The sequence below is a fragment of the Tsuneonella sp. HG222 genome, from assembly GCF_053819185.1.
The window spans coordinates 1,506,838-1,530,325 of sequence record NZ_JBSOQZ010000001.1; the positions used below are offsets into that span (position 1 = coordinate 1,506,838).

Genomic DNA, 23,488 nt, shown 5'->3' on the forward strand with positions numbered 1-23,488 from the left:
GGACTATCATATTCCCGGGTCCTGCCAACGGTCCATTCGCGCCCTCAAGCCAAGCAGGACCGGATCGGTAACGCAGGAATAGGATGCGGCGTTCGCACTCGGCCCACCGTCGTAGCGCGCGGCTTGCGGGAACGGGCACAGTAGTCGCGTGAAATCCGGACCGCTCGGGCCGATCTTCTGTGCGACCAGTGCTTCAGGCGTTCGGCCCTTCTCCACCCAGTCGATCACGGCCCACAGTGCGTCGCGCCTCGGGTCTTCCGGGTTGCTGCGGTGCCCCGCTCCGCCGAACTGGTCGGCCCCGGGTCCGCCGGCGCAATGGTACATCCCGGGGACCATGAACAGGCGGACGGCGCTGCGCGCAGCCTCCAACCCGCCGTTGGCGCCGGTCAGGCGTGTGTAATAGTCGATCGTCGGATCGGCGTTTGTCGAAGGGTCTGCCCATCCCTGGTAGATCAGCGCCTTGCCGCCCCGGGCGATGAAGGGCTCGATCGAGGCACGGTCGGCTCGCAGTTCCGGCATGGCGCGGTTTGCCGCCTTCAGGTCCCGGCTGCGCTGAAACGTCGTAGCATCCCACGCCCCATCGTCGAACACGCCATCGGCCCACATGGCCCTGAGCAGGGGTGACGGCGGGCCCGGCCGTGTTCGGACGCCGGGCTGCAGGCCATGATCCATTACAGTGCCGGCTTCGCTCATCATCGGCGACGTGATTGTGCGCAGCATCTCGACCTTGGGCTGCGACAGGCAGGCGGCGGACTCCCCCTTCCCGCACTTCAACTCGGCAACGTCGAACCTGCAGCTTGGGGGGCTGGCGACGATACCGTCCGTCACTCCGTCGAGAGCGTCGCACGCACGGGTCGTACGCTGCTCGTAGAGGTCCCAGTCCGCATCGGTCAGCGCCGCTTCCGGCCGCGCCTGCTGCAGCAGCGAGAACCACATCATGCGCACCGACTGGAGCGGCATGTAGGGCCCGGGGGCGCCGGCGACGATCCCGTCATAGTCGAGGGGATAGAGCTGCAGTTCCTTGAGCCCCTGGCGCCCGCCTCCCGAGCAGCCGAGGAAGTAGCTGCGATCGGCTTTCCGGCCATAATATCTGGCCAAAAGGGCCTTCGCCGACTGGGCCGCGAGATGCACCGCGCGGTGCTCGTAATCGACGCGCGCCTTCGGGTCGGCCATCCATCTGGCCTGTGTCCGCTTGTGGCCGGCATCGGTCGTGACCGTGGCGAACCCTTCGGTCAGGCGGCGCGCGCTGTCGGAATAGTTGAACACCCCGGCATCGCCGCCCACTCCTGCTCCGAGCAGACGGCCGTTGAACTTGGTCGGCAGCCACAGTTCGAAGCCGATATTGCCTTCGATCATTCCTTCTACCCGGCAGAACGGGACCGTCGTCGACTGCGCCCGCATCGGGCCTTCGCCCGGAGCCTGCCAGGCCTGCTCGATCGGCGTCGCCGCCGTGACGACGACGTGATCGGCATGCGCGCCGGCTAGCAGAGCGCAACCGGCGAGCAGCCCCCCGGCCATCAGAACTTCGTGCGGGCGTTGATGACGAACATGCGGGGGAGCGGGTTGGCCGACTGCGGATCCCATCCCGTCGCCGCGTCGACGAACGGCGGATCCCGGTCGAACAGATTGCGCACTTCGAGCGCCAGCGTCGCACGATCGAGAACGTCAACGCCGACATAGAAGTCCGCCGTGTCGTAGGCCTTCACCCTTTGCGCCGGCGTGACCCCGGTATTGCGGTAGCCGGAGAGGTGGCTGAAAGTCAGCCGGGTCTTCACGATCCCCAGCTTGAGACCCGCATCGGCCTGCAAGCGGAACTTCTGCGGAAATCCGAAGGTGCCGAGAACATCGGCAAAGGCAGCGCTGGGCACCGCCTTGAAGTCGTAGCTCAGGAAATAGCTGGCGTTCGCGCCCAGATCGACCTCGGCAGTCCCCACGTCGAACCGGTAGCCGACCTGCGCATCGATCCCGTCGATCTTGCTCTCGCCGAGATTTTGCCGGCGGCCGTCGGCGATGAACTGGATGTTGCCCGTCAGGACGTTGGGATTGTTGATCGGCAGTCCGGAGGTGCGCAGCGCGGCGATCTGGGCAGCGGTGGGCGCCAGGTTCACGAACGAGGCGTAGAGCGGGCTGGTCAACAGGTTGGCAGTCCCGCGTAAGGCCTGAATCTGGTTCCTGTATGCGATGTTGAAGTACGTCGCGCTCGCGAACAGCCCCGGGATTGCCGCGGGTTCGAGCTCGGCTCCAACCGACCAGGTTGTTGCCTCCTCGGGCCTGATGTCGGGGTTCCCCCCCGCGATGCCGATCCCGGTAAGATTCCCAGCAGGCCCTGGCAGCGTATCGAAGTACAATCCGGCGCCGCCGCCGATAACCGCCTTGTCGGTGAACGTCGGCGCACGGAACGAGGTGCCGTAGCTTGCGCGCAGGCGCATGCCCTCGAAGGGGGCGTAAGTGAGGCCGATCTTGGGATTGGCGGTGTCGCCGAAGTCGCTGTACTCTTCGTACCGGCCTGCAAGCGAGAGCGAGAGCTCATGCAAGCCGGGCTGTGCGTTACCGCTGCCGAAGATCGGCAGGAAAAGCTCCCCGAACAGCGCCTTCACGTTGCGCGATCCGTCATCGATGACGTGGGTCTGCGCCAGGCTGCTGCCGGTGATCAGATCGGTGAAGGTATATTCCTTGCGGTACTCCCCGCCGAGCGCGAAGCGCAACGCTCCACCGGGGAGTTCGAGCAGTGAGCCGTCGAACTGCAGGTTGTATACGTCGAGTTCGGTTTTCCCGAGGATGACGAAGTAGCTGTCGAGGATGCGGCGCAATGTGGCCGGGTTGTTCGGCCCGCCGAATACGTTGAGCGCGGTCGCCGGATTGGGGTCGGCAAGGGCTTGCGCGGCAAAGATCCCGTTGATGCCGTTGTTGCGCCGGTCGGCCAGATCCTCCGACGCGCCGTGCGAGACATAGAACGTGGCCTGCACGTCGCCGAACAGCTGAGCCTCGACCCCGCCCGCCACATTCCAGGATTCGGTGTAATAGGGATTGAACACTGGCCCCACGTCCGGGGCGATGGACCATGTCACGCTGACGGACGTCGCGCCCGCCACGGGGGTCACGAAGAACGGATTGGTGCTCGGCACGGTTAGCGTCGCGCTCGGCAGAAAGGGAAACCTGCCCTTCCGGTTGCCATAAAAGCCATCGGCGAAGATGCGGATGCGATCGCCCAGGTCTTGCGACACGGCGCCGATCACACTCCGGCGTTCGCTTTCGGGGAGCACCGCGTTGTCTTGCGGGCCGTTGTAGAAACACGAATTGCGTGTGCCCCGCACCAGAGTGCCGACATTCGCCGGAGTCACGCCGCCTGCGGGGATGGCATAAGTCCCGCCCCCGACCGTGATGGTGCTGGGGTTGCAGAAGTTCGACCGCAGGTCGCGCCCGCCCCGGCTTCGGTTGTCGGTCTGATACCAGGGCAGGTCGTAGCCGTAGAGCGCTGAACTGTCGGTGTATTCGGCGGCAATCATGCCCCAACCGCTGCCCCAGGTCTTGCCGAACAGGCCGGAGACCTGCTTCTCGGTGTAGGACGCGCCCTCCGTCATCCCCGCCCGCGCGCTGAGTTCGAGGCCGTCGAAGTTCTTGCGCAGGATGAAGTTGACCACGCCGCCGACGGCATCGGATCCATAAACGGCGGACGCGCCGTCGGCGACGACTTCGAGGCGCCCCAGCGCGATGGCGGGGATGACCGACGGATCGGTCAACTGCCCTTGCGTGCCTTGCGGTGGAAGCCGCTTCCCATCGTAAAGGATCAACGTGGCCGAATTGCCGAGGCCGCGCAGGTTGATGCCTGCACTGCGTGTGGCATTGGCCGCTCCGTTCTGCGCCGAACCCCCCGCCGGGTTGGCCCCGAGCGTGATGATCTGGGGAACCTTGCGCAGCAGGTCCGCAGTCGTCGTTGCCGGTGCTTCGGCGATCTCGGTCTGATCGAATGCGATGACGTTGGAGCCGACGGCCGACACCCCGCGAATCCGCGAACCGGTGACGACGATTTCCTCAGCGTCGGCGGCGCTGGTGGCCGACTGAGGCTCGCCTTCATCGGCATCCTGGCGGACCTGTTCGACGGGGGCAGCAGTCTGCGCGAAAACCGGGGTTCCCCCGATCGCCGCCGCCAAGGTAGCAGCGCTGCAGCCCAGCAGGCGGGCCTTGCAAAGCGATGTCGTCTTCATGTCGATCCCCTCCGGATGTCTTCGTTTCAGTTGCTTTCTGCGATTGCGACCTGTCGGCTTCGTTCGAAACGGGGCGCCAGCGACAGCAGCACGATCGCTGCGATCAGGATGCCGGCGCCGATCAGTTCTGCGTTGCGCGGGAATGGCAGCCCCCACCCCCAGGCCAGGATGATCGAACCGCCGATCCCGGCGATCAGGCTGGCCGAGCGTTCCAAAGGCACGCAGTAGGCGTTCTCCCGCGGGTCGAGCAGGATGATGATCGCTAGGATCGAGATCACCGTCAGCGTCGAACCGATGCCCAGCAGCGGCCAGATCACCGGGTCGCTCCACACCGCGAGGAAGCCCCACGCCAGCTCGCCCGACTGGCTGCCGATGCCGCTCCACGACAGTAGCGCAAGGGCGGCCACCGACATGGGCAGCGCGATCATCTTTTCCTCGACGAAATACTTGCGGATGGAAGCGGGATCGCCCGTCTTGGAGACCTTGGTCATCACCGCCAGGCGCAGGAAATATCCGAAGGTGTAGAGCACGACCGTGGCGATCGCGATCGGGGGCAGGCGCAGGCCGCCCCGGTCCGAAAGGGTGATCACCAGCGCGGCCATGACCATCGCCAGCGCGACCCAGCTCCACCAGCGCACGCGCCGCCCGAAGGCCATGTCGACCAAGGGCGCGATGACCAGGATGTCTCCGCGCATCAGCAACTGGATGAAGGGGATCGAGACGTCGGTGAAGGTGAACGACAGCGGCACGGTGAACAGCACCAGTGCCGTGCCGATACCCGACAGGAAGGTATAGCGGGTCGGGATCGGAACCCGGTGGCCGCCCAGTTGCACCGCGTTCGCGTCGCGATGCCAGCCGGAAAGCCAGATGAAAGCGTAAGTGAGAACGAGATTGATGATGAGCGACGCCGGCAGAGTCTCAAGGCCGGTCGGCGCGCGCCCCAGACCCGGATGGATCGTGGTGGTCACCAACCGCGTGATGATGACGTTGGGCAGATACATCAGGAAGTAGAGGAGCACGAAGCCCTCCACCGGGGTGGATGCCCAGCGGTTCATCGTATCGCCTCCGTCACCACCACCATGTCGTCATCGACGCGCACCGTGCCGTTGAGCCCGGCCTCGCCGGTGACGGCAGTCAGGTAGTCCACGACTTCGGCAAATTCCGCGGACCCCCGCGCGGCGAAACGCGGAACGGCGTCACGGCCGATGTGCAAAGGTAGGTAGCCGGCCCGCACCACCCGCCCGCCGGCCATGTCGAGCCGCACCGCGATCGCCAGGCGCGATGCCTTGGGAAAGTTGTAGAGGCTGTCGAAATCTGGCTCCCACTCTTCGGCCAGGACGCGGATCTCGTTGAAGCTTTTCGAGGCGGCATGCGCCGGGTCCATCCGAAGATCGGTGGCGAAGTTGCACAGCGAATAGAACACCGGCTTGCCGTCGATGACCTCGATGCCTTTGAGGATGTGCGCATGCCCGCCGATGATCGCATCGGCCCCGGCCGCCACGGCGGCGCGTGCGACGTCGCGTTGGTAGTCCGCGATTGCCGCGCGGACGAAGTGGATGCCCCAGTGGAGCGAAACCACCACGACATCGGCTTGGGCCTTGGCGGATCGGATGTCCGATTCGAGGGCGGCAAGGTCTTCCCGGTGCGGGTAGGTATGGATGCGCGCTGGTGTGCCGGGCTGGTCGTGCTCGATCTGCTCGTACACGGTGAATGCGCGCATGGGCGCGCACCCGGGGCGTCGCTCGTCGGCCCAGTAGGCTTGCGGAAGTATGCTGGAGTAGGCGAGCAGCGCGACCCTCGAGCCGTCATCCAGGGTCTTGCAGTAGGGCTGGCGCGCTTCGCGAATGGTGCGCCCGGCGCCGACGACTTCTACCCCTGCGGCGATGAGATTGTCGCGGGTCTCGAAGAAGGCGTCGTGTCCCCAATCGAGCACGTGGTTCCCCGCCATCGAAACGACATCGAAGCCGGCCCGGCCCAGGGCGGCCGCACCGTCCGGCCTCGCGAGCACGGCATGGCGCGCCTGCGGCAACCTTACTCCCCGCTCGGCAAAGCTCGTTTCGAGTTGCCCGAATGATATTGCGGCGCCTGCCAGGATGTCGCGCGTTGCAACGAAGCTCTCGTCGTAATCGTCGCGGTCCATTGCCAGGTCCCCGACGGCAATGAGCGACTGGGTCAGCATGCGGGCTGGCGACCATGTGCACGGTCGCGAATGCCGTGCGCGATCCGGCATCGCCGGATTTCCAGAACCACTCTCCCCATGCGAGGAGATTATGTCGCGCTGCAAGCGCTTGCAACGCTGACGACGCCCAAATCGTCGGAAATCGTCTTGATGAAATTGTCGACGAAATTGTTCTAACGGGTTGAACGCGGCATCGGCGGAGGTCGCGATGTTGCGCTTCCGCTCAGGGATCCCTTCCAGTCTCCGGTCTCGAGACGCGTCAGCAGCAGATCGATCGCCTGCGATAGCTGTTCCGTCGTCTGGGCACAGTGGCCAGGCTGCTCGAGATAGATTTCGTGCACCTTCTGGGCTGAAGCCTGATCGACGTAATCCCGCTGGATGGACGGTGACGTGACCGTGTCGCCCAAGGCCTGGACCGCGAGCAGCGGAACCGACGGGCGATGCGTCGGCTCGTAGTTACGCCGCATGTAGTCTGCCGCCTTCTCGTCGCGGGCCAGGCGCGGCCCGGCGTTGAGAAGCGCGAGATCGCGTTCGAGATCGGCCCCCGCTTCGCGGTAGACCTGACGCACGAATTCCGCCCGCCCGCTTCGCTCCAGCAGAGCCGCATAATCGACGCCCGTATTCCAGGAGTAACCGACACCGGCCCGCGCCTCCTGGTCGGCCCGAGGAGCGAAGGTCGCCGGGACGAAGCTTCGCACGAGCAGGTCGACTTCGGCATTGCGCCGAACAGCCGGTGTTTCGCCGGACGCCGCCGGTAGCCAGCCCGGAATTCCCCCGAGTACGGCTGCGAGCGTTATCCGCGCTCGGCCCGCGGCAGTAGCGGCTGCCGCCGCATGCACTTCCTGCACCAGCGCTCCGTTGGCCCGGTCGTCGGAGATGCCGGTCAGGCGGATCGCGGAATCGGGCGCGAGCAAGGTGCGGAAGGCATAGGCGCCGTCGAGCGCCATGTTCATCATGCCGAGCGTGCCCCCCATCGAACTGCACAGCGCGATGCCGCCGTCGATGACCGGGTCTGGCCGTTCGACCAGCGCCGTGGTTACCAGGCCGCCCATCGAGAAACCGTAGCCGATCACACGCCGCGGCTTGCCATAACGCGCAGCAAAGGCCGAGAGGGCCGCCTCCTGCGCCGGGCCTGCCTGCTCCAACGCCCAACCGCCCGAACCGTAGTTGGACGCGACAAGTGCAAATCCGCGGGCCAGCAGCGCCTCCCTATGACGCGCCGGAGCGGCCTCTGGCTTGCCGGCCACCGGCGAGTATCCGCGCGAATGAAGCAGGACCACGCCGTTCCAGCGGGCTGGCACCTCGGCAGACCAAAGCGGGCCGCCGGGCATGGCCGCCTCGACCGTAGGGGAGAAGTCGCGCGGCGGCGCAGTCGCGCACCCCGGCAGCGCCAGCAGGGCAAATGAGATCGCGATCGCCTTTCCAGGGTGACCAAGTGAGAGCCGAGGCGTCGCCGCGTCACGTTGCATTGCTCGTTCCCCTCACCCCGGCGCGAGGTCGACCTCGCTCGCGCCGAAACCTATCAAGGATGGGTAATGTTGCAATCCGTGCCGACCGCGGGCTCTTCCCATTAGACGAAAAGCCAGTTTCGCCTTGCTCGTGGCCGGGCTAAGCCACGCGGCCAAAACAGGGAGAGCTTGATGAGTGTGTTGCAAGGCAGGGTAGCGGTGGTGACCGGTGCGAGTTCGGGCATCGGCGAGGCATGCGCCCGGGGGTTCGCCGCTAAGGGAGCGAAAGTCGTACTCGCCGCGCGCCGGGCCGAAAGGCTTTCCGGCTTCGTGGAGTCGATCGAAAGCACCGGGGGAGAGGCCCTCGCCGTTGCGACCGACGTGACCGACGAGGCGGCCGTCGAAAACCTCTTCGCCCAAGCCGTGGCCCGGTTCGGCACCGTCGATGTCCTGATCAACAACGCTGGCGTCGCCGAGAACACCCCGGTGGATCAGGCGACGCTCGATCACTGGAACTGGGTTCTCTCGACCAACCTTACCAGCGCTTTCCTGTGCGCCAAGCATGCCTGGCCGCTATTTAAGAAGGGCGGCCATGGGCGGATCGTCAATGTCGGGTCGATCTCCGCGAAGGTTCCGCGCAGCGAATGCCCGTCGTATACCGCGAGCAAGTTCGGGCTGGCCGGCCTGACCCATGCCCTCGCGCTGGACGGGCGCGAGCACAACATCGCGGTTTCGATCTTTCATCCCGGTATCGTCGCCACCGAAATCATGCCCGGATCGGTCAAGCTGCCGGACAATTTTGCCGCTACGCCCGACGAGGCTGCGGCGATCATCATCCACATGTGCGACATGCCCGACCATCTCAATTTCTACGAAGCGCTGATGGTTCAGAACAAGCTGCCCTTCCTGGGACGGGGATGAGGCGATGCCTGCCGATCTCGGCTGCTACAACATTGCCGACTTGCGCGACCGCGCCCGTCGCAGGTTGCCGAAGGGTGTCTGGGAATATCTCGAGCGCGGGGTCGAGGACGAAATCGGGCTCGCTCGAAACCGGGCCGCTTTCGATGCCGTGACCTTCCGCCCGCGCGTCCTGCGCGGTGTGTCCGATATCGACACCTCGGGCGATCTCTTCGGAAGCCCCCTCCCCCTTCCCCTCGCGGTGGCGCCAACGGGCGGCGCGGGAATGTTGTGGTTCAACGGTGACCTGGCACTGGCCCAGGCCGCCGCAGCGGCCGGAGTGCCGTTCACGATCTCCAGCGCCAGCACACTGGACGTCGACACCATCGCCCGCGCGGGTGGGCGCCTCTGGTTCCAGCTCTACCTGTGGGCGGACCGCGAGCTGTCCATGGCTGTCGTCGACCGAGCGGCGGATCTGGGGTGCGAGGTCCTGTTCGTTACGCTGGACCTGCCCGTGATGCCCAACCGGGAATACATTCACCGGAACGGCTTCGGGACACCGTTCCGGATCAATGTGCGGAATTTCTTCGACATTGCGAGCCATCCGCGTTGGCTGGCAAGTGTCATGGGCCGCTACATGCTGGCAGGGGGCATCCCCTCCCAGGCCAACCTGCCCGACCGCATGCGAAACAAGGTGACCCAGTCGGCCATGCCCGGGGCCCTGTTCAAGCAGGACGATCTCGACTGGAAGGGGATCGAGGCCCTGCGCGCCCGGTGGAAGGGCAAGTTCATCCTGAAGGGGATCCTGCATCCCGAGGATGCGGTGCGTGCGATGGCCATCGGCGCGGACGGGGTGGTCGTTTCCAACCATGGCGGCCGCGCGCTGGACTCTTCGATCGCCACGCTCGACGCACTGCCCGCCATAAGGCAGGCCGTGGGGCGTGAGGCCACCGTCATGGTGGATAGCGGGGTCAGACGGGGAAGCGATATCGCCAAGGCGCTCGCAATGGGGGCCGACCTGGTCATGGTCGGACGGGCACCGCTCTATGGCCTTGCCGCATTAGGGCAGGACGGAGCCGAGCGTGCCCTGCACCTGCTGCAGGCGGAACTCGTCCGCACGATGGGAATGCTGGGTGCCCGGACCATTGCCGAGCTGCGTGCCGCCCTCGACTGACCAGCCTGGCCCGCACGCAAAAAAAAACGGCGGGACAAGCCCGCCGTCTTCCTTAATTCTGCAGCCGGATACTACGGGCTGGTCGGCGCGTCTTCTTCGTCATCGGAGACGATGATCGCGATCACGCCCGCAACGATGAGGAGGCCAAGCAGCAGGCCGAAGGTGCCGATGCCAGCGAAGTCTTCCGAAGCGGTGACTTCCGACGCGGCGCGGTCGGCGACCGGAGCCGCAGCGGCGGCCGTCGAGCCGAAGATCAGGCCCGCAGCAGCGAGGCTGACAAGCGATTTACGAACAATCATCTGGGTGCCCTTCCTTATTTCAAAGCCCCGATATTCGGGAATTACCGACCAGTCAACCCGGCCGAAACGACAAAAAACCATGTGTCAAATTTGCAACGCGCGGGAAATTCTCGATTTCCTGCCCGCTCGAAAACTCGCGACTCGATCCTCTTCGCCGACCCCTTATAACCATGTTGCCCATTGACGGGCAAAGGTGAAACTTCGCTTAAACCATGAGATCGGAATGGCATGTTACGTTCGATGAACCGATGGGTTCCTGCGGTAGGCTTCATTGTCTGGGGGTCATCGGTCTTTGCGGCAACACCCGACGCCTTGCGCGCGGCAGATTTGCGCCTGCTGACCGTCGCCGACCGCATGCAAGTTGCCAATGCCGCGCTGTGCGACCGCCTTTCCCCAGCGCTGGGTGCATCCTTGCAGAGCAAGGACCAGTTCGAGCCCGGTCAGGACCCGGGCTTTCGTGCGGACGTGGCTTTCGCGCTGGTCAGCCCCGGCGGCTTGGCTGCAGCGAACGGCATCTCCGACAACGATGGCCTGGTCGCGATCGACGGGCAGCCGGTGCGCCAGTCTGCCGACCTGGCAGGCAATCCGCTGCGCGATTCCGCGCACGCGATGCTCGCCGCGCATGACATGACGAAGGACCTCACGCTTACAATCGAGGATGTGAGCGGCCGGAGACAGGTAACCTTGCGCCCCCGGCCGGAATGCCGCGCCCTCGTGGAGGTGGTGGCGCGCGAGGGAACGATCGGCAGATCAGACGGGCGTGTCATCCAGCTGAGCCAGGGCCTGATCGAACGGACCGACGACAACGCCCTTGCCGTGATCTTCGCCCATGAGCTGGCCCATTCGGTCCTGCGCCACCGTGATCGCTTGACCACGCTGGGCGTGAGCAAAGGCCTGGCCGGGGAGTTCGGGCGCGACCGCCACTTGAACGCCGAGGCGGAGATCGAGGCCGACCGCCTCAGCGTCCACCTTCTCGCCAATGCCGGGTTCGATCCCCGGATCGCCCCGCAATTCTGGCGCAGCGGACTGGGCCGACAGATCGGTGGCGGGGTGTTCCGCAGCCGGGTCTACGCTTCGCCCGAGGGCCGCGCCGAACAACTGGAACTGGAGATCGCCCGCTACCTTGCAACCGGCGCGCCGAGCTGGCCGGGGCACCTGCTGTCCAAGCGCTGAGCGCTGCTACTTCTCGGCAGCGACTGCCGTAATAAGATCTACGTAGTGGCGATCGAAATAGGTAAGCGGCGCCGCATCTTCCCTGTGACGCGCATCCAGCAGTTCGCCAATGAAGATCGTATGCGTGCCGAACTCGTGGCGATACGCGGTCCGGCATACGAAGCTGGACTGCGCGGTCTGGAGCACGGGCACGCCGAATACCTCTTTCCAAGCACCGACGGTGAACCGATCCTCCCCTCGCCTTTCGGTGAAGGCGTCGGCCACGTCCCTGTTGCCCGCGCCCAGCACGTTGACGCAGAACGTGTCGGCGCAGGCCAGCGGTTCGTGCAACGAGGCGGTGCGGTTGATGCAGACGAGAAGCGACGGCGGATCGAAACTGAGCGAACTGACCGCCGTGGCCAGGATACCGTGGCGATCCGCTTCGGGCCCCGTCGTTACCGCGTAGACGGTCGCTGCCACATGGCGCATGGCCGAGCGGAAGGCATCGAGCAGTTCCCCACGATCCTGTACTTTCTCAGCCATGCCGGGCTGCTTTACGGACTGCTTGGGAGAGCGCAAGCGACCTTTGGATGTCAGGAGACGACTTGCGATCACATTAAAATGTGATACGAGCGAGATCATGGACAATTCGACGATCGAGCGGGTGCGAAATCTCGTGGAAGGCGGGAAGCTTACGCGGGCGGGACTGGCGCGGGGGGCGGGGTTGCATGCCAACACCCTGCGCGACTGTACCGAGGAGGGCTGGAATCCCACAGCCGAGACGCTGGCGAAGGTCGAGCGCTTCCTGGCCGAGAACGACGACACGCCGGTGCTCGTGCCGATCGAGGAGATCATCGACGAGGCTCGCAACGGGCGCATGTTCGTGCTGGTGGACGACGAGGACCGCGAAAACGAGGGCGACCTGATCATCCCGGCGCAAATGGCGACGCCCGACGCGATCAACTTCATGGCCACCCACGGCCGCGGCCTGATCTGCCTGGCCTTGGGCAAGGCGCGGGTCGACGCGCTGGGCCTGCCGCTGATGAGCCGGAACAACGGCACCCGGCACGAAACCGCCTTCACCACTTCGATCGAGGCGCGCGACGGCGTGACCACCGGGATCAGCGCGGCGGACCGCGCGCGCACGATCTCGGTCGCGATCGACGCCGCGAAGACCGCCGAAGACATCGTTAGCCCCGGCCATGTCTTCCCACTCGTCGCGCGCGAGGGAGGCGTGCTCGTCCGTGCGGGTCATACAGAGGCCTCGGTCGACATCGCGCGTCTCGCCGGCCTCAATCCCTCGGGCGTGATCTGCGAGATCATGGACGAGGACGGCACCATGGCGCGGCTCGATTCGCTGATCCGCTTCGGGCGCAAGCACGGGCTCAAGATCGGCACGATCCGCGACCTGATCGCCTACCGTATGCGGCACGACCACCTGGTCAAGCGCACCGGCGAGAGCACGCTGACGTCCGACTACGGTGGCACCTGGAAGGTTATCGCCTATCGCAACACGGTCGACGGCTCGGTCAACTTCGTCCTGCAGAAAGGCCATGTCGTGCCCGGTACGCCCGTTCTCACGCGGATGCACGCGATCTCCATCCTCGACGACATCCTCGGCCGCCCGGGCGACAAGAAGCGCGTCCTGCAGCGTTCAATGGAAGAGATCGGCCGCGCCGGCGCAGGGGTCATTGTCGTCATCATGCCCAATCGGCCTGAGACGCTCGAAGCGGAAGTCGCCGGGCTTCCCCGCGAATCGGGCGAACTGCGCGAATACGGCATCGGCGCCCAGATCCTGGCCGACCTTGGCGTGACCGACATGATCCTGCTGACTAACTCGCATCACAACGTCGTGGGCCTCGAAGGCTATGGCATCACCGTGCGCGAAGAGCGCCGTATACCGGAGTAAATCATGGCCCGATTCCTCATCGTCGAGGCGCGCTTCTACGACCATCTCAACGACATGCTGATTGCCGGGGCCCGCGCGGCGCTCGTCGCCAAGGGGCATGAGGTCGAGGTCGTCACCGTGCCCGGCGCGCTGGAAATTCCCGGCGCCATCGTCCTCGCCTCGGAAAGCGATCGCTACGACGGTTTCGTTGCGATCGGCGTGGTCATTCGCGGCGAAACCTATCATTTCGAGATAGTTGCGGGCGAGAGTTCGCGCGGCATCATGGCCTTGACGATGGACGGACTGGCCGTCGGCAACGGCATCCTGACTGTCGAGAACGAGGATCAGGCGATCCGCCGCGCCGATCCGGCCCAGTTGAACAAGGGCGGCGCCGCGGCCGAAGCCGCGATGGCATTGCTCAAGTTGCAGGAGAAGTTCCGATGACCCAGTCCAAGTCAGGGCATCCCTCGATCGCCGGCATCCCGCTCGTCCTGGGTGGCAACGTCTTCGGGTGGACTGCCCATGGGGACGAGGGCATGGCTGTGCTCGACGCTTTCTACGAGGCAGGCGGGCGGATGATCGACACCGCCGACGTCTACTCGGCTTGGATACCGGGCCATGTCGGGGGCGAGTCGGAGACCTTCATCGGCCAGTGGCTTTCTTCGCGCGGAGTGCGCCAGGAGATGCGCATCCACACCAAGACCGGCATGCTGCCGCGCGGCGGCGGCCAGCACACTTTCGGCGCCGAAGGCGATCCCACGCTCTACGAACCGGCCGAAGTGCTGGTCTCGCTCGACGCCTCGCTTCAGCGGCTGCAGACCGAATATCTCGATCTCTACTACGCCCACCGCGATTACGAGCAGCTGCCGATGACGCAAATCGTCGAAGGGTTCGACGGTGCGGTGCGGAGCGGCAAGGTGCGCGAAATCGGCGCCTCGAACTTCTCGGCCGTGCGGCTCAAGGAAGCTCTCGCAGCCGCCGACGCTGCGGGCCGGACACCCTTCACCGTGCTGCAGAACCAGTACAATCTCGTCGCCCGCGACGCCTATGGCCCCGACCTGCAGGCGCTGTGCGTCGAGCGCGGAATCGCCATGCTGCCCTTCTTCGGGCTCGCCTCGGGATACTTGACCGGCAAGTACCGCAAGCCGGAGGATTTCGAACAAGGCAACCGAAGCCACCGGGTAAAGGACTTCGACGAGGCCGGCCGACCGGTTCTCGCCGAGATGGACCGGATCGCCGAGGAGACGGGCGCGAGCCTGCCCGCGATCGCGCTTGCCTGGCTGGTGCGGCAGCCCGGCATTCCCGCGCCGATCGCCAGCGCGCGGACGGTGGAGCAGCTCGAAACCATGCTGGAATTCACCCGCCTCAACCTGACCGAGGACCAGCTCGAGCGGTTGACCGCCACCGTTTCCTAGCGGCGCGGTGAGCGCGGCCTACGACACGATCGGGCGAGGCTACGCGGCACTGCGCCGGCCCGATCCGCGCATCGCCGCCGCGATCCGCGAGGCGCTGGGCAACGCACACAGTGTAGTCAACGTCGGCGCCGGAACGGGCAGCTACGAACCGGCCGATTGCTCCGTAATCGCGGTCGAGCCCTCGGCCGAAATGATCGCCCAGCGCCCGCCAGGTTCGGCGCCGGCGGTGCAGGCAAGCGCGGAACACCTGCCCTTTCCCGACAAGGCATTCGACGCGGCGATGGCCGTGCTCACCGTCCACCACTGGGGCGACAGGGCGCGAGGCCTGGCCGAAATGCGCCGCGTGGCGCGCGGACCGGTGGTGATCCTCACCTTCGATCCGGCGCATCCGGGCACGTGGCTGACCGACTATTTACCCCAATTGCGCAGCCTCGACGCCCAGATCATGCCTCCGCTGGAGTTCTACCGCGAGCATCTGGGCCCGGTGGAGATCCGTCCGCTGCCGATCCCTCACGATTGCAGCGACGGATTTCTCTATGCCTATTGGCGGCGGCCCGAGGCCTATCTCGATCCGCAAATTCGTGCGGGCATCTCGTCGTTCCACAGGCTCGATTGCAAAACCGGACTGGAGCAGCTCGCACAGGACCTGGAGAATGGAGAGTGGGAAGCGACGTACGGCGACTTGCGCGCATTGATGAATTTCGACGCCGGATATCATCTCGTCATTGCTGAATAATACACACGAACTGCGAATGAAGCGTGCATTGTCGGGATCAGCTATCGGGAGCAAGAGGAGACAGGCCGGCGCGCTAAGGATCATGGTCCACTGCTGTCGAGATCGTCACATTACAATGTGTGGATGAGTGGCCAAATACGGTTTTGGCAAATCACGATCCGCGGAACGCTTCGCCCACTTCGCGCGCTTAGCGCAACGATGAACGGACCACTCGAATGGATCGCCGCAATCGGCACGATGCTGGCGGCCGGGCTTGTCGCCGCCGACATGGGCCGCAAGGTCACGGGCTGGGGCTTCATCCTGTTCTGCGCGGTGTCCGTCACCTGGATCGTTTCCGGCCTGACATCAGATGCCTTGCCGATTGCGGCGATGAACGCGATCCTCTTGCTGATCAACGCGTGGGGTGTTTGGCAGTACCTGCTCAGTACGAAGAACCGCGAGGTCATGGAGCGGGTCGAGCCGATTGCCGAGCGGATCGAGCACGAGGTCGATGCGGAATTGAAGCAGGGCGCAAGCTGACGCGAAACGTGTTATGCTTGCCGGCGATAGGAGAAACTCCATGTCCCTTTCGTCCAAGACCCCCGCCCTCAAGACCCTAGCTCTGGCCGTTGGGCCGATCGCCGCCCTCGCCCTGCCCGCCGCCGCGCTGGCGCATCATGGCTGGGGCTGGACCGAAGAGAGCGAATCGCGCCTGACCGGCACGATCAAGTCGATCAGCTTCGGCAATCCGCACATGCACCTGCAGGTCGAGGCGCCCAACGGGCTATGGGAAGTCGACCTTTCGCCGCCAATCCAGGCGCGCGCTTCCGGCTTCGGGCCCGGCGCCGCCAAGACCGGTGACAAGGTGGTGCTCACCGGCCACCGCGCACGCGACCGAGACGTGCGCGGCTTCAAGGGGGAAACCATCACCGTGGGCGGCAAGACCTACGACGTCTATCCGCAGCGCGAGAAGTCGCTGAAGCCCTGAGCCGAGCAAAGCCGGCGTCAGATAAACAGTCCGATCGAGTTGCCGAAGTTGTGCAGTAGCACGGGCAGCAGCAGGCTGCCGGTGCGATAGACCAGCCAGACGGCTAGCAGCGAAGGGATCGCTGTCAGCCCAAGCGTCATCCAGTCGAGGCTGACGCTGCCGTCGGAAATGCCGAATGCATGGGCCAGCCCGAAGGCGAGCGAACTCAGGATCGCGCCCCAGCCCCATTCGACGCCGAGGAAGCGCTTGCGGCCGCGTAGCGCGCGATCGAAGGCGACCAGCAGCAGGCCGCGGTAGAACAGCTCTTCCTCCAGCCCCGGCATGGTGAGCTGGAACGCCGCATCCTCGGCCGTGGCGCCCTCGCCGGGAAAGGCGAGCGCGATGGCGAGGAAAAACAGGACGTAGAGCACCGCTACGGGAATTGCCGCCCTCATGCTGCCCGGCGCCTGCCGCGAAGTCACCCCGACGGCGCGCAAGCCGAACGCGGGACTGGCGGCCACCGCCAGGCTGGCGAGGAGCGCCAGCAGCTTGCCCTGCCAGTTCCAGTTGCCGCCGACGACGTCGGGCAGCAAGCCGTAGAGGTTCGTCAACAACGCATCGTTGAGCAGGACCAGGCCGAGCGCAGCCAGCAGCCATCGCGGCGCGAAGTTTCGGCGGTCGGCAAGGCCGAGCAGCCCCGCGGCGACGCAGAGAATGGCTATCACGCCCGCGATGGAAACCAGCGCGTTCATCCCTTTTCCTCCCCTGCGGTCCTACCAGACGGTGATGCGCTTTTCGGGCGGCAGGTAGAGCTTGTCGCCGGGCTTCACGTCGAAAGCATCGTACCAGGCGTCGAGATTGCGCACGGTCAACGCGCGGAACATGCCGGGCGCGTGGGCATCGGTCGAGACCCGCTGGCGCAGCACTTCCTCGCGCATCTTGGTCGCCCAGCTCTGCGCGAAGGCGATGAAGAACCGCTGGTCGCCGGTCAGGCCGTCGATCACCGGGGCTTCCTTGCCGCCCAGCGAGGCGCGGTAGGCATCGTAGGCCGCGGCAAGCCCGGCGACGTCGGCGATGTTCTCCGCCAGCGTCTGCTCACCGCGCACCGAAACGCCGGGCAGCGCCTCGTAGGTGTCGAACTGCGCGGCCAGTGCCTGGCCCGCCTTCTCGAACTCGGCGCGGTCGCGCGCGGTCCACCAGTCACGCATCGCACCGGTGCTGTCGAACTCAGCGCCGAGCGAATCGAAGCTGTGCGACAGTTCGTGGCCGATCGTTGCGCCGATGCCGGCGTAGTTCGCGGCCGGGTCGGCCTGCGGATCGTAGAACGGCGGCTGCATGATCGCGGCGGGGAAGTTGAGCGCGTTCTGCACCGGCAGGTTGACCGCGTTGACGAGCTGGGCGTTCATCCACCATTCGCGCCGGTCGAGCGGCTTGCCGATCTTGCCGAGCTGCTGGCGATAGTAATGCCGTTCCAGCGCCTGCTTGTTGGCATAGGCGGCCTGCGGATCGAGCGAGACGCCGGCAAAGCTGCGCCAGGTGTCGGGATAGCCGGTGCCGACTTCCATCGTGGCGACCTTCCTCTTAGCCTCCTCGCGCGTCGCATCGTCGAGCCAATCGATACCGTCGAGCCGCCTGACGAAGGCCGCCTTCACCTGGTCGACCATGCGATGGACCTCGGCCTTCGATTCGGGCTTGAAGTACCGCTCGACGTAGAGCTGGCCCAGCGCATCGCCCAGGTTGGCGTTGATCGCCGAAAGAGCGCGCGCTGCGCGCGGGCGCTGCACGGTCTGGCCGCTCATCGCCGTGCTGAAGAAGCCGAACCGGAGGTCGTCGAACCTTGCCGGCAGAACGGTCGTGTTCTGGTTGATCTGGTGGAACGCCAGCCAGTCCTTCCACGCGTCGAGCGGCTCGGACGCCACGAGCGCGGCGATCCGCGGGATGGCATCGGAGTTGTAGGCGTCGAAACGCGCGACGCGGCCCATTCCGGCGGCATCGAGGAACGCCTTCCAGTCGAGACCGGGGGCCTTCGCCGCGAGCATCTCGGGCGTCCACAGCTCCGCGGCCGAGGTCCAGTCGTCGCTTTCGGCCAGGGTCTCGTGCGCGCGGGCCAGCTTCGTCTCTAGGTCGAAGACCCGCTGGGCGCGAGCGGCGGGCTCGTCCATCCGCGCGGCCGCGAAGATCGCCTCGATGTAGGCGCGGTACCCGTCGCGCAGCTCCGCCATGTGCGGATCGGCCGAGAGATAATACTCCCGGTCGGGCAGGCCGAGGCCGCCCTGCAGCAGGTAGGGCACGACCTCGCCGCCCTTGAGCGCCTGGGTGACGTAGACGCCGAACAGGTTTTCGCTGCGCAGGTCGTAGAGGTTGAGCGGGTCGACGTCGGCGCGCAGCTGGCTGCCGAGAACCTGCGCGAGCTGCGTCTTGTCGCACACTGCGGCGAACCGGTCGAGATCGGGGCGAATCGGCGCGAGGTCGGCCGCCTCGATCGCCGCCGTATCCATGTAGGCTTGGTAAAAGGTCTTGATGAGGTCTTCGTTGCTGCCGGGCCTGGGTTCGCCGGCGAGCAGGTCGCGCAGCAGGATGTCGGTATTCCGGTCGGTCCGCTGCTGGGTGAGCCAGAAGGCGTTGACCTCGCCGCGGTCCGCCGGGATTTCCTGCGCCCACTTGCCACTGGCATAGGCGTAGAAATCGTCGCCGGGTTTGGCCGAAGTGTCCATCCACTCGCGGGCGATGCCCAGGCTCTTTCCCGCGGGCGCCACATTGGTGGCGGCCGTGGTGCAGGCGATGGGGCCGAGCGCGGGCATGGCCAGGCACAGCAGGATGGCGGATGTCAGGCGATGTGTGCGAAGCTTTCTCATGCAGCGCCGCCTAGACGCGCGGCGCCGCAAGGCCAAAGCCGCCCGTCCATCCGCTTAGGCGATTTGTCGAAAGGCGGGCGAGCCGCCCCGGCTCTCAGCGCCCGAAGCAGCCCTTGCCCGCGTAGTGGGCGCCGCCGCCCAGCTCTTCCTCGATGCGGATCAGCTGGTTGTACTTCGCGAGCCGGTCCGAGCGAGCGAGCGAGCCGGTCTTGATCTGCCCGCAGTTCGTGGCGACCGCGAGGTCAGCGATGGTCGCGTCCTCAGTCTCGCCCGAACGGTGGCTCATCACCGCGGTGTAGCCGGCGCGGTGCGCCATATCGACCGCCTGCAGCGTCTCGGTCAGCGTGCCGATCTGGTTGACCTTGACCAGCAGCGAATTGGCTAACCCCTTCTCGAAGCCCATCGCGAGCCGCTTTGGGTTGGTGACGAACAGGTCGTCGCCGACCAGCTGCACCGTGTGGCCCAGCTTGTCGGTCACGTCTTTCCAGCCCTCGAAATCGTCCTCGCTCATGCCGTCCTCGATCGAGCGGATCGGATAGTCGGCGCAGAGCGCGGCGAGATAGTCGGCCATTTCGGTGGGTGAGAGCGAGAGCCCTTCCCCACTGATCTCGTACTTGCCGTTCCTGAAGAACTCGGTTGCTGCGCAGTCGAGCGCCAGGACGATGTCCTCGCCCGGCTTGAACCCGGCCTTCTCGATGCTGGCCATGATGAAGTCGAGCGCGTCGCGCGTGCTGGCCAGGTTCGGCGCGAAGCCGCCCTCGTCGCCCACGGCGGTGGCCAGGCCCTTGTCGTGCAGGCCCTTCTTCAGCGTGTGGAAGACCTCGGCGCCCCAGCGCACCGCCTCGGCCAGCGAATCCGCGCCGACCGGCATGATCATGAATTCCTGGAAGTCGATCGGGTTGTCGGCATGCTCGCCGCCGTTGATGATGTTCATCATCGGCACCGGCAGGACGTGTGCCGAAACGCCCCCGACATAGCTGTAGAGCGGCAGTCCGCGCGCATCGGCTGCCGCCTTGGCCACGGCCAGGCTGGTGCCCAGGATCGCGTTGGCGCCCAGGTTCGCCTTGTTGTCGCTACCGTCGAGCTCGAGCATGGCCATGTCGATATCGCGCTGGTCTTCCGCGTCGTAGCCCAGCAGCGCGTCGGAGATCGCCCCGTTGACCGCGTCGACCGCCTTGAGCACGCCCTTGCCGAGGTAACGCCCGGCGTCGCCGTCGCGCAGTTCGACCGCCTCGTGCGCGCCGGTGCTGGCGCCCGAGGGGACCGCGGCGCGGCCGAAGCTGCCGTCTTCCAGCATAACGTCCACTTCCACCGTGGGATTGCCGCGGCTATCGAGGATTTCGCGGCCGTGGATGTCGATGATCGCGGTCATTTGCGTGATGCTCCGGGAAGTGTTGTATAGAGGTAAGGCACTACCCACATCAGGCAGGCCGCGCGCGGCGTAAACTGCGGAACCAAGCGGTGCAAGTCGCGTTCGTTTGTCGAGTGCCGGGCAGCCTTCGCGCCCGGCGAAACAGGACTTATCGCCCCGCTGGGGCAAGATGAAAGGGAATCCCATGGCCGGAGCTGCCTCCACCACCCCCAAGACGAGCAAGCCGCGCACCCAGAAGCCTGCCGCCATGACGGCGTCGGGCTCCGCGGCAACCTCTGCCGAGACGAACAACAAGGACGTGGCCAAGAGCCGCTTCAACGCCGCGCTTGAAGAAGCCAAGGCCGGTGCCGCCGCACTGACCGCTGACGCGCGCGAGCGTGGAGCCGACTACCGTGCCCAGGCCAAGGCCAAGAGTGACGACTACGCCGCCCAGGCGAAGCTGAAGGCGAGCGAGCTGGCCCGTGACGGCAAGACGAAGGCGAGCGACGCGCTGTCGAGCCTGGGCAAGGCCGTCGCCGACAATGCCTCCACCCTCGACGAGAAGCTGGGCAGCAAGTACGGCGACTACGCCCGCACCGCCTCGCGCTCGCTGCAGGAAACCGCCGCCAAGATCGATTCCCGCAGCGTCGAGGAACTGAGCGAGGATGCGCGTGAATTGGTGCGCAAGAACCCCGGCGCGGCCGTGGGTATTGCCGCGGTGGCCGGTTTCTTCCTCGCCCGCCTGTTCCGGCGGTAATCGCCCGTGGAGGGGCGGGCCGACGAAACCTTTGTTCCGCTTCCCGATGCCGGCGTAGCGGATTTGCCGGAAGAGCCGACTCGGCACATCGGACCGGGGCCCGACCATCGGGCCGCGGCCCGATCGCTGATGGCTGATCTCGAAGCGCTGATCGATGATGGCAAGGTCTACCTCGAAGCCGAGGTTGTCTATCAGAAGACGCGCGCGGCCTACGTTGCCGACCGGATCCGGGCGGCAGCGTTTTTCGGTCTGATCGGTGCGGCCTTCGGCTTCATCGCGCTGATCGGTCTCACGGTCGGCGCCATCCTGACGCTGGACCAGTGGCTGCCCACCTCGGCGGCCAGCGGGATCGTTGTCGGCCTGGAAGCCGTGCTGGCCTGGTATTTCCTGCACCGCGCCTCGCGCCGGTGGAGCAAGATCATGGACGCGCTGGGCGTGGACGAGGACCGGGTCGAGTCGCCGGGCGAAGGGGTCAAGGAATGAACAAGGCCGACCTCAATCTGGCCGATGCCCAGGCCCTGCGTGACGCGGCCAAGAAGATCTTTCTCGACGACCTGCGCTTCGTGCGCGCGGACCTCGATGCGCGCGGCGTCGGCGGGCGGATCGCGGATCGACTGGGCGACAGTGCGCTCGACGTGTTCGACGAAGCGGTCGACTATGCCGGGGAGAACAAGGGCACCGTTGCTGCGGTGGTCGCGGCCGTCGTCCTGTGGTTCGCGCGCGCGCCGATCATGCACGTCTTGGCCGAAGTACTGGGTCTCGACGAGGAACAGGACGGCAGGGATAGCCGTTCGGCAAACGACTGATCAATTGGAGAGCCACCATGGCCGAGACGAAAAAGAAGAAAACCCTGAAGCAGAAGGTCGACGCCGCGCAGGCGCGCCAGGCCGAGCGCCAGAGCCCGACCCTGATGGACCGCGCTGGCGAGACGGCGATCGAGGCCAAGGACCAGCTGACGGCTTTCGCCAAGAAGCACCCGATCGCAACCGTTGCGGGCGGTATCGCCGTCGGCATTCTGGTCGCCGGGATGTTCCGGGGTCCGCGCAAGGCGGCGGTCGAAGGCGGCACCAAGCTGGCCGGGCTCGCAGCGGTCGGCGCCGAACTCGCCCTGGCTTACGCCGCCAAGGCGTTCGACGCGGCGAAGGAAGCCGGTGACGAAAGCCTGGATTGGCTGGAAGATCTGGGGCTGCGCGAACGGGCGCGGACGCTGGGTTCGGACGTGGCGGACTATGCCGGTAGCGCGCGTGACACCGTCGTCGAAAGCGGCCGTAGCGCGGCGCGCGCAGTGCGTGGCCGGCTAAACTGACCGACCCCAACCCCGGCCCTTGCGGCCAAACGACAATCCCCTAAGGAGCGGCAGACTTTTTCCGCCGCTCCGAAGGGGATTTTTCGTATGGCGCAGCTACTTCACCTGGTCATGGGCGGCCGTGTGGTCGATCCGCAGGGCACCGAGTTTCAGGACCTGAAGGACATCCACGTCGTAGGGTTCTACCCGAGCCGGGCCGAGGCCGAGGAGGCTTGGCGCGCCTGGGCGCAGCGGACCGTCGACGATGCGGAAATGAAGTACGTCATCGTTCACCTGCACAAGTTGCTCGAGCCGAGTCTCTGACCCGGGCCGCAGCGGGCCTCAGATGAACTCGATCTTGTCCACCAGGTAGAACCGGTCGCCGCTGGGCACGGTAACTTCTACCTCGTCGCCCACGACCTTGCCGATCAGCGCACGGCCCAGCGGGCTGTCATAGCTGATGCGGCCGACCTTGGCGTCGGATTCGGTCTGCCCAACGATCTGGTAACGGTTGGGCTTGTCGTTGTCGTCGCGCACGGTCACGGTCGCGCCGAAGACGATGCGATCGCCCGAAAGGCTCGTCGGATCGATTATCTGCGCGCGGCTCACCCGGTCCTCGATCTCGGCGATCTGCGCCTCGACCTGGCCCTGCCGCTCCTTGGCGGCGTGGTATTCGGCATTCTCGGACAGATCGCCATGGGCGCGGGCTTCCTCGATCGCATCGACGATCTTGGGCCGTTCGGCGCGGAGAACCTTGAGATCGGCGGTCAGCTTTTCGTAGCCTTCCGCCAGCATGGGAACACGTTCCATAACCGCCCCTGATTTCCTTTCCGGTCCGTCAACGCCGCTCTGCCCCGCTCTGTTGAAGCGGCGGTTGGAGCGGAATGTCGGGAAATATATT

Annotated in this window: 25 protein-coding genes; 14 read left to right on the top strand and 11 right to left on the bottom strand. The window is 65.8% G+C overall.

What is annotated here, in order from left to right; translation table 11 throughout:
* Window positions 1-6: 6 nt before the first annotated feature.
* From ACWPMZ_RS07565 to ACWPMZ_RS07585, 5 genes are all read right to left on the bottom strand, one after another.
* A complete protein-coding gene (locus ACWPMZ_RS07565) occupies window positions 7-1,518 on the bottom strand; it encodes a tannase/feruloyl esterase family alpha/beta hydrolase (protein WP_455703394.1) in 1,512 nt (503 codons plus the stop codon).
* On the bottom strand, window positions 1,518-4,205 hold the full coding sequence (locus tag ACWPMZ_RS07570; RefSeq protein ID WP_455703395.1) for a TonB-dependent receptor plug domain-containing protein: 2,688 nt from the start codon (window positions 4,203-4,205) through the stop codon (window positions 1,518-1,520). Before ACWPMZ_RS07570 ends, ACWPMZ_RS07565 begins: the two co-directional genes overlap by 1 nt.
* 26 nt (window positions 4,206-4,231) lie before the next feature.
* Window positions 4,232-5,260: a hypothetical protein gene (locus tag ACWPMZ_RS07575; protein ID WP_455703396.1), complete on the bottom strand. Its 1,029-nt coding sequence runs from the start codon at window positions 5,258-5,260 to the stop codon at window positions 4,232-4,234.
* Window positions 5,257-6,384, bottom strand: coding sequence for a CapA family protein (locus ACWPMZ_RS07580; protein WP_455703397.1), 1,128 nt, complete (start codon window positions 6,382-6,384; stop codon window positions 5,257-5,259). The genes ACWPMZ_RS07575 and ACWPMZ_RS07580 overlap by 4 nt, the downstream gene beginning before the upstream one ends.
* Window positions 6,385-6,557: 173 nt before the next feature.
* Window positions 6,558-7,853 (bottom strand): alpha/beta hydrolase family protein, encoded by a 1,296-nt coding sequence (locus ACWPMZ_RS07585; protein ID WP_455703398.1) that lies wholly within the window; start codon window positions 7,851-7,853, stop codon window positions 6,558-6,560.
* Window positions 7,854-8,024: 171 nt separating this feature from the next.
* Between ACWPMZ_RS07585 and ACWPMZ_RS07590 the strand changes: the two genes are divergently transcribed.
* Both ACWPMZ_RS07590 and ACWPMZ_RS07595 read left to right on the top strand, forming a co-directional pair.
* Window positions 8,025-8,753 (top strand): SDR family oxidoreductase, encoded by a 729-nt coding sequence (locus ACWPMZ_RS07590; protein ID WP_455703399.1) that lies wholly within the window; start codon window positions 8,025-8,027, stop codon window positions 8,751-8,753.
* A 4-nt stretch (window positions 8,754-8,757) separates the two neighbouring features.
* Window positions 8,758-9,903 (top strand): alpha-hydroxy acid oxidase, encoded by a 1,146-nt coding sequence (locus ACWPMZ_RS07595; RefSeq protein WP_455703400.1) that lies wholly within the window; start codon window positions 8,758-8,760, stop codon window positions 9,901-9,903.
* 71 nt (window positions 9,904-9,974) lie between these two features.
* Here ACWPMZ_RS07595 and ACWPMZ_RS07600 read toward each other — a convergent pair whose 3' ends face one another.
* On the bottom strand, window positions 9,975-10,202 hold the full coding sequence (locus tag ACWPMZ_RS07600) for a hypothetical protein (protein WP_455703401.1): 228 nt from the start codon (window positions 10,200-10,202) through the stop codon (window positions 9,975-9,977).
* Between the two features lie 327 nt (window positions 10,203-10,529).
* On the opposite strand from ACWPMZ_RS07600, the gene ACWPMZ_RS07605 reads away from it, so the two are divergent.
* Entirely contained in the window at window positions 10,530-11,375 is an 846-nt protein-coding gene (locus tag ACWPMZ_RS07605; protein WP_455703402.1) for a M48 family metalloprotease, read from the top strand.
* A gap of 6 nt (window positions 11,376-11,381) precedes the next feature.
* On the opposite strand, the gene ACWPMZ_RS07610 is transcribed toward ACWPMZ_RS07605, so the two are convergent.
* A complete protein-coding gene (locus ACWPMZ_RS07610) occupies window positions 11,382-11,897 on the bottom strand; it encodes a flavin reductase family protein (RefSeq protein ID WP_455703403.1) in 516 nt (171 codons plus the stop codon).
* A 97-nt stretch (window positions 11,898-11,994) separates the two neighbouring features.
* On the opposite strand from ACWPMZ_RS07610, the gene ribB reads away from it, so the two are divergent.
* The 6 genes from ribB (at window position 11,995) to ACWPMZ_RS07640 (ending at window position 16,360) form a co-directional block, all read left to right on the top strand.
* Window positions 11,995-13,263 carry a 3,4-dihydroxy-2-butanone-4-phosphate synthase gene (gene ribB, locus ACWPMZ_RS07615; protein WP_455703404.1) on the top strand — a complete coding sequence of 423 codons (1,269 nt, stop codon included), beginning with the start codon at window positions 11,995-11,997 and terminating at the stop codon, window positions 13,261-13,263.
* Between the two features lie 3 nt (window positions 13,264-13,266).
* Window positions 13,267-13,686: a 6,7-dimethyl-8-ribityllumazine synthase gene (gene ribH / locus ACWPMZ_RS07620; protein WP_455703405.1), complete on the top strand. Its 420-nt coding sequence runs from the start codon at window positions 13,267-13,269 to the stop codon at window positions 13,684-13,686.
* Window positions 13,683-14,657: an aldo/keto reductase gene (locus ACWPMZ_RS07625; protein ID WP_455703406.1), complete on the top strand. Its 975-nt coding sequence runs from the start codon at window positions 13,683-13,685 to the stop codon at window positions 14,655-14,657. Before ribH ends, ACWPMZ_RS07625 begins: the two co-directional genes overlap by 4 nt.
* Before the next feature lie 7 nt (window positions 14,658-14,664).
* Window positions 14,665-15,393, top strand: a complete 729-nt coding sequence (locus tag ACWPMZ_RS07630) for a class I SAM-dependent methyltransferase (RefSeq protein WP_455703407.1) — start codon at window positions 14,665-14,667, stop codon at window positions 15,391-15,393.
* Window positions 15,394-15,591: 198 nt separating this feature from the next.
* A complete protein-coding gene (locus tag ACWPMZ_RS07635; RefSeq protein WP_455703408.1) occupies window positions 15,592-15,912 on the top strand; it encodes a hypothetical protein in 321 nt (106 codons plus the stop codon).
* 40 nt (window positions 15,913-15,952) lie between these two features.
* Entirely contained in the window at window positions 15,953-16,360 is a 408-nt protein-coding gene (locus tag ACWPMZ_RS07640) for a DUF6152 family protein (protein WP_455703409.1), read from the top strand.
* Window positions 16,361-16,377: 17 nt separating this feature from the next.
* Here ACWPMZ_RS07640 and ACWPMZ_RS07645 read toward each other — a convergent pair whose 3' ends face one another.
* From ACWPMZ_RS07645 to eno, 3 genes are all read right to left on the bottom strand, one after another.
* Window positions 16,378-17,091, bottom strand: a complete 714-nt coding sequence (locus ACWPMZ_RS07645; protein ID WP_455703410.1) for a CPBP family intramembrane glutamic endopeptidase, BDIM_20840 family — start codon at window positions 17,089-17,091, stop codon at window positions 16,378-16,380.
* A 21-nt stretch (window positions 17,092-17,112) separates the two neighbouring features.
* The gene (locus ACWPMZ_RS07650) at window positions 17,113-19,194 is read right to left on the bottom strand and encodes a M13 family metallopeptidase (RefSeq protein ID WP_455703411.1); all 2,082 of its coding nucleotides are present in this window, start codon (window positions 19,192-19,194) and stop codon (window positions 17,113-17,115) included.
* Between the two features lie 94 nt (window positions 19,195-19,288).
* On the bottom strand, window positions 19,289-20,566 hold the full coding sequence (gene eno, locus ACWPMZ_RS07655) for a phosphopyruvate hydratase (RefSeq protein WP_455703412.1): 1,278 nt from the start codon (window positions 20,564-20,566) through the stop codon (window positions 19,289-19,291).
* A 184-nt stretch (window positions 20,567-20,750) separates the two neighbouring features.
* On the opposite strand from eno, the gene ACWPMZ_RS07660 reads away from it, so the two are divergent.
* From ACWPMZ_RS07660 to ACWPMZ_RS07680, 5 genes are all read left to right on the top strand, one after another.
* Window positions 20,751-21,302 (top strand): hypothetical protein, encoded by a 552-nt coding sequence (locus ACWPMZ_RS07660; RefSeq protein WP_455703413.1) that lies wholly within the window; start codon window positions 20,751-20,753, stop codon window positions 21,300-21,302.
* A 129-nt stretch (window positions 21,303-21,431) separates the two neighbouring features.
* A complete protein-coding gene (locus tag ACWPMZ_RS07665; protein ID WP_455703414.1) occupies window positions 21,432-21,785 on the top strand; it encodes a hypothetical protein in 354 nt (117 codons plus the stop codon).
* Entirely contained in the window at window positions 21,782-22,108 is a 327-nt protein-coding gene (locus tag ACWPMZ_RS07670) for a hypothetical protein (protein WP_455703415.1), read from the top strand. Before ACWPMZ_RS07665 ends, ACWPMZ_RS07670 begins: the two co-directional genes overlap by 4 nt.
* 17 nt (window positions 22,109-22,125) lie before the next feature.
* Window positions 22,126-22,608 carry a hypothetical protein gene (locus tag ACWPMZ_RS07675; RefSeq protein ID WP_455703416.1) on the top strand — a complete coding sequence of 161 codons (483 nt, stop codon included), beginning with the start codon at window positions 22,126-22,128 and terminating at the stop codon, window positions 22,606-22,608.
* Window positions 22,609-22,695: 87 nt separating this feature from the next.
* Entirely contained in the window at window positions 22,696-22,911 is a 216-nt protein-coding gene (locus ACWPMZ_RS07680) for a DUF4170 domain-containing protein (RefSeq protein WP_455703417.1), read from the top strand.
* A gap of 18 nt (window positions 22,912-22,929) precedes the next feature.
* On the opposite strand, the gene greA is transcribed toward ACWPMZ_RS07680, so the two are convergent.
* Complete coding sequence (greA, locus tag ACWPMZ_RS07685) at window positions 22,930-23,397, bottom strand: transcription elongation factor GreA (protein WP_455703418.1); 468 nt, start codon at window positions 23,395-23,397, stop codon at window positions 22,930-22,932.
* Window positions 23,398-23,488: the final 91 nt, after the last annotated feature.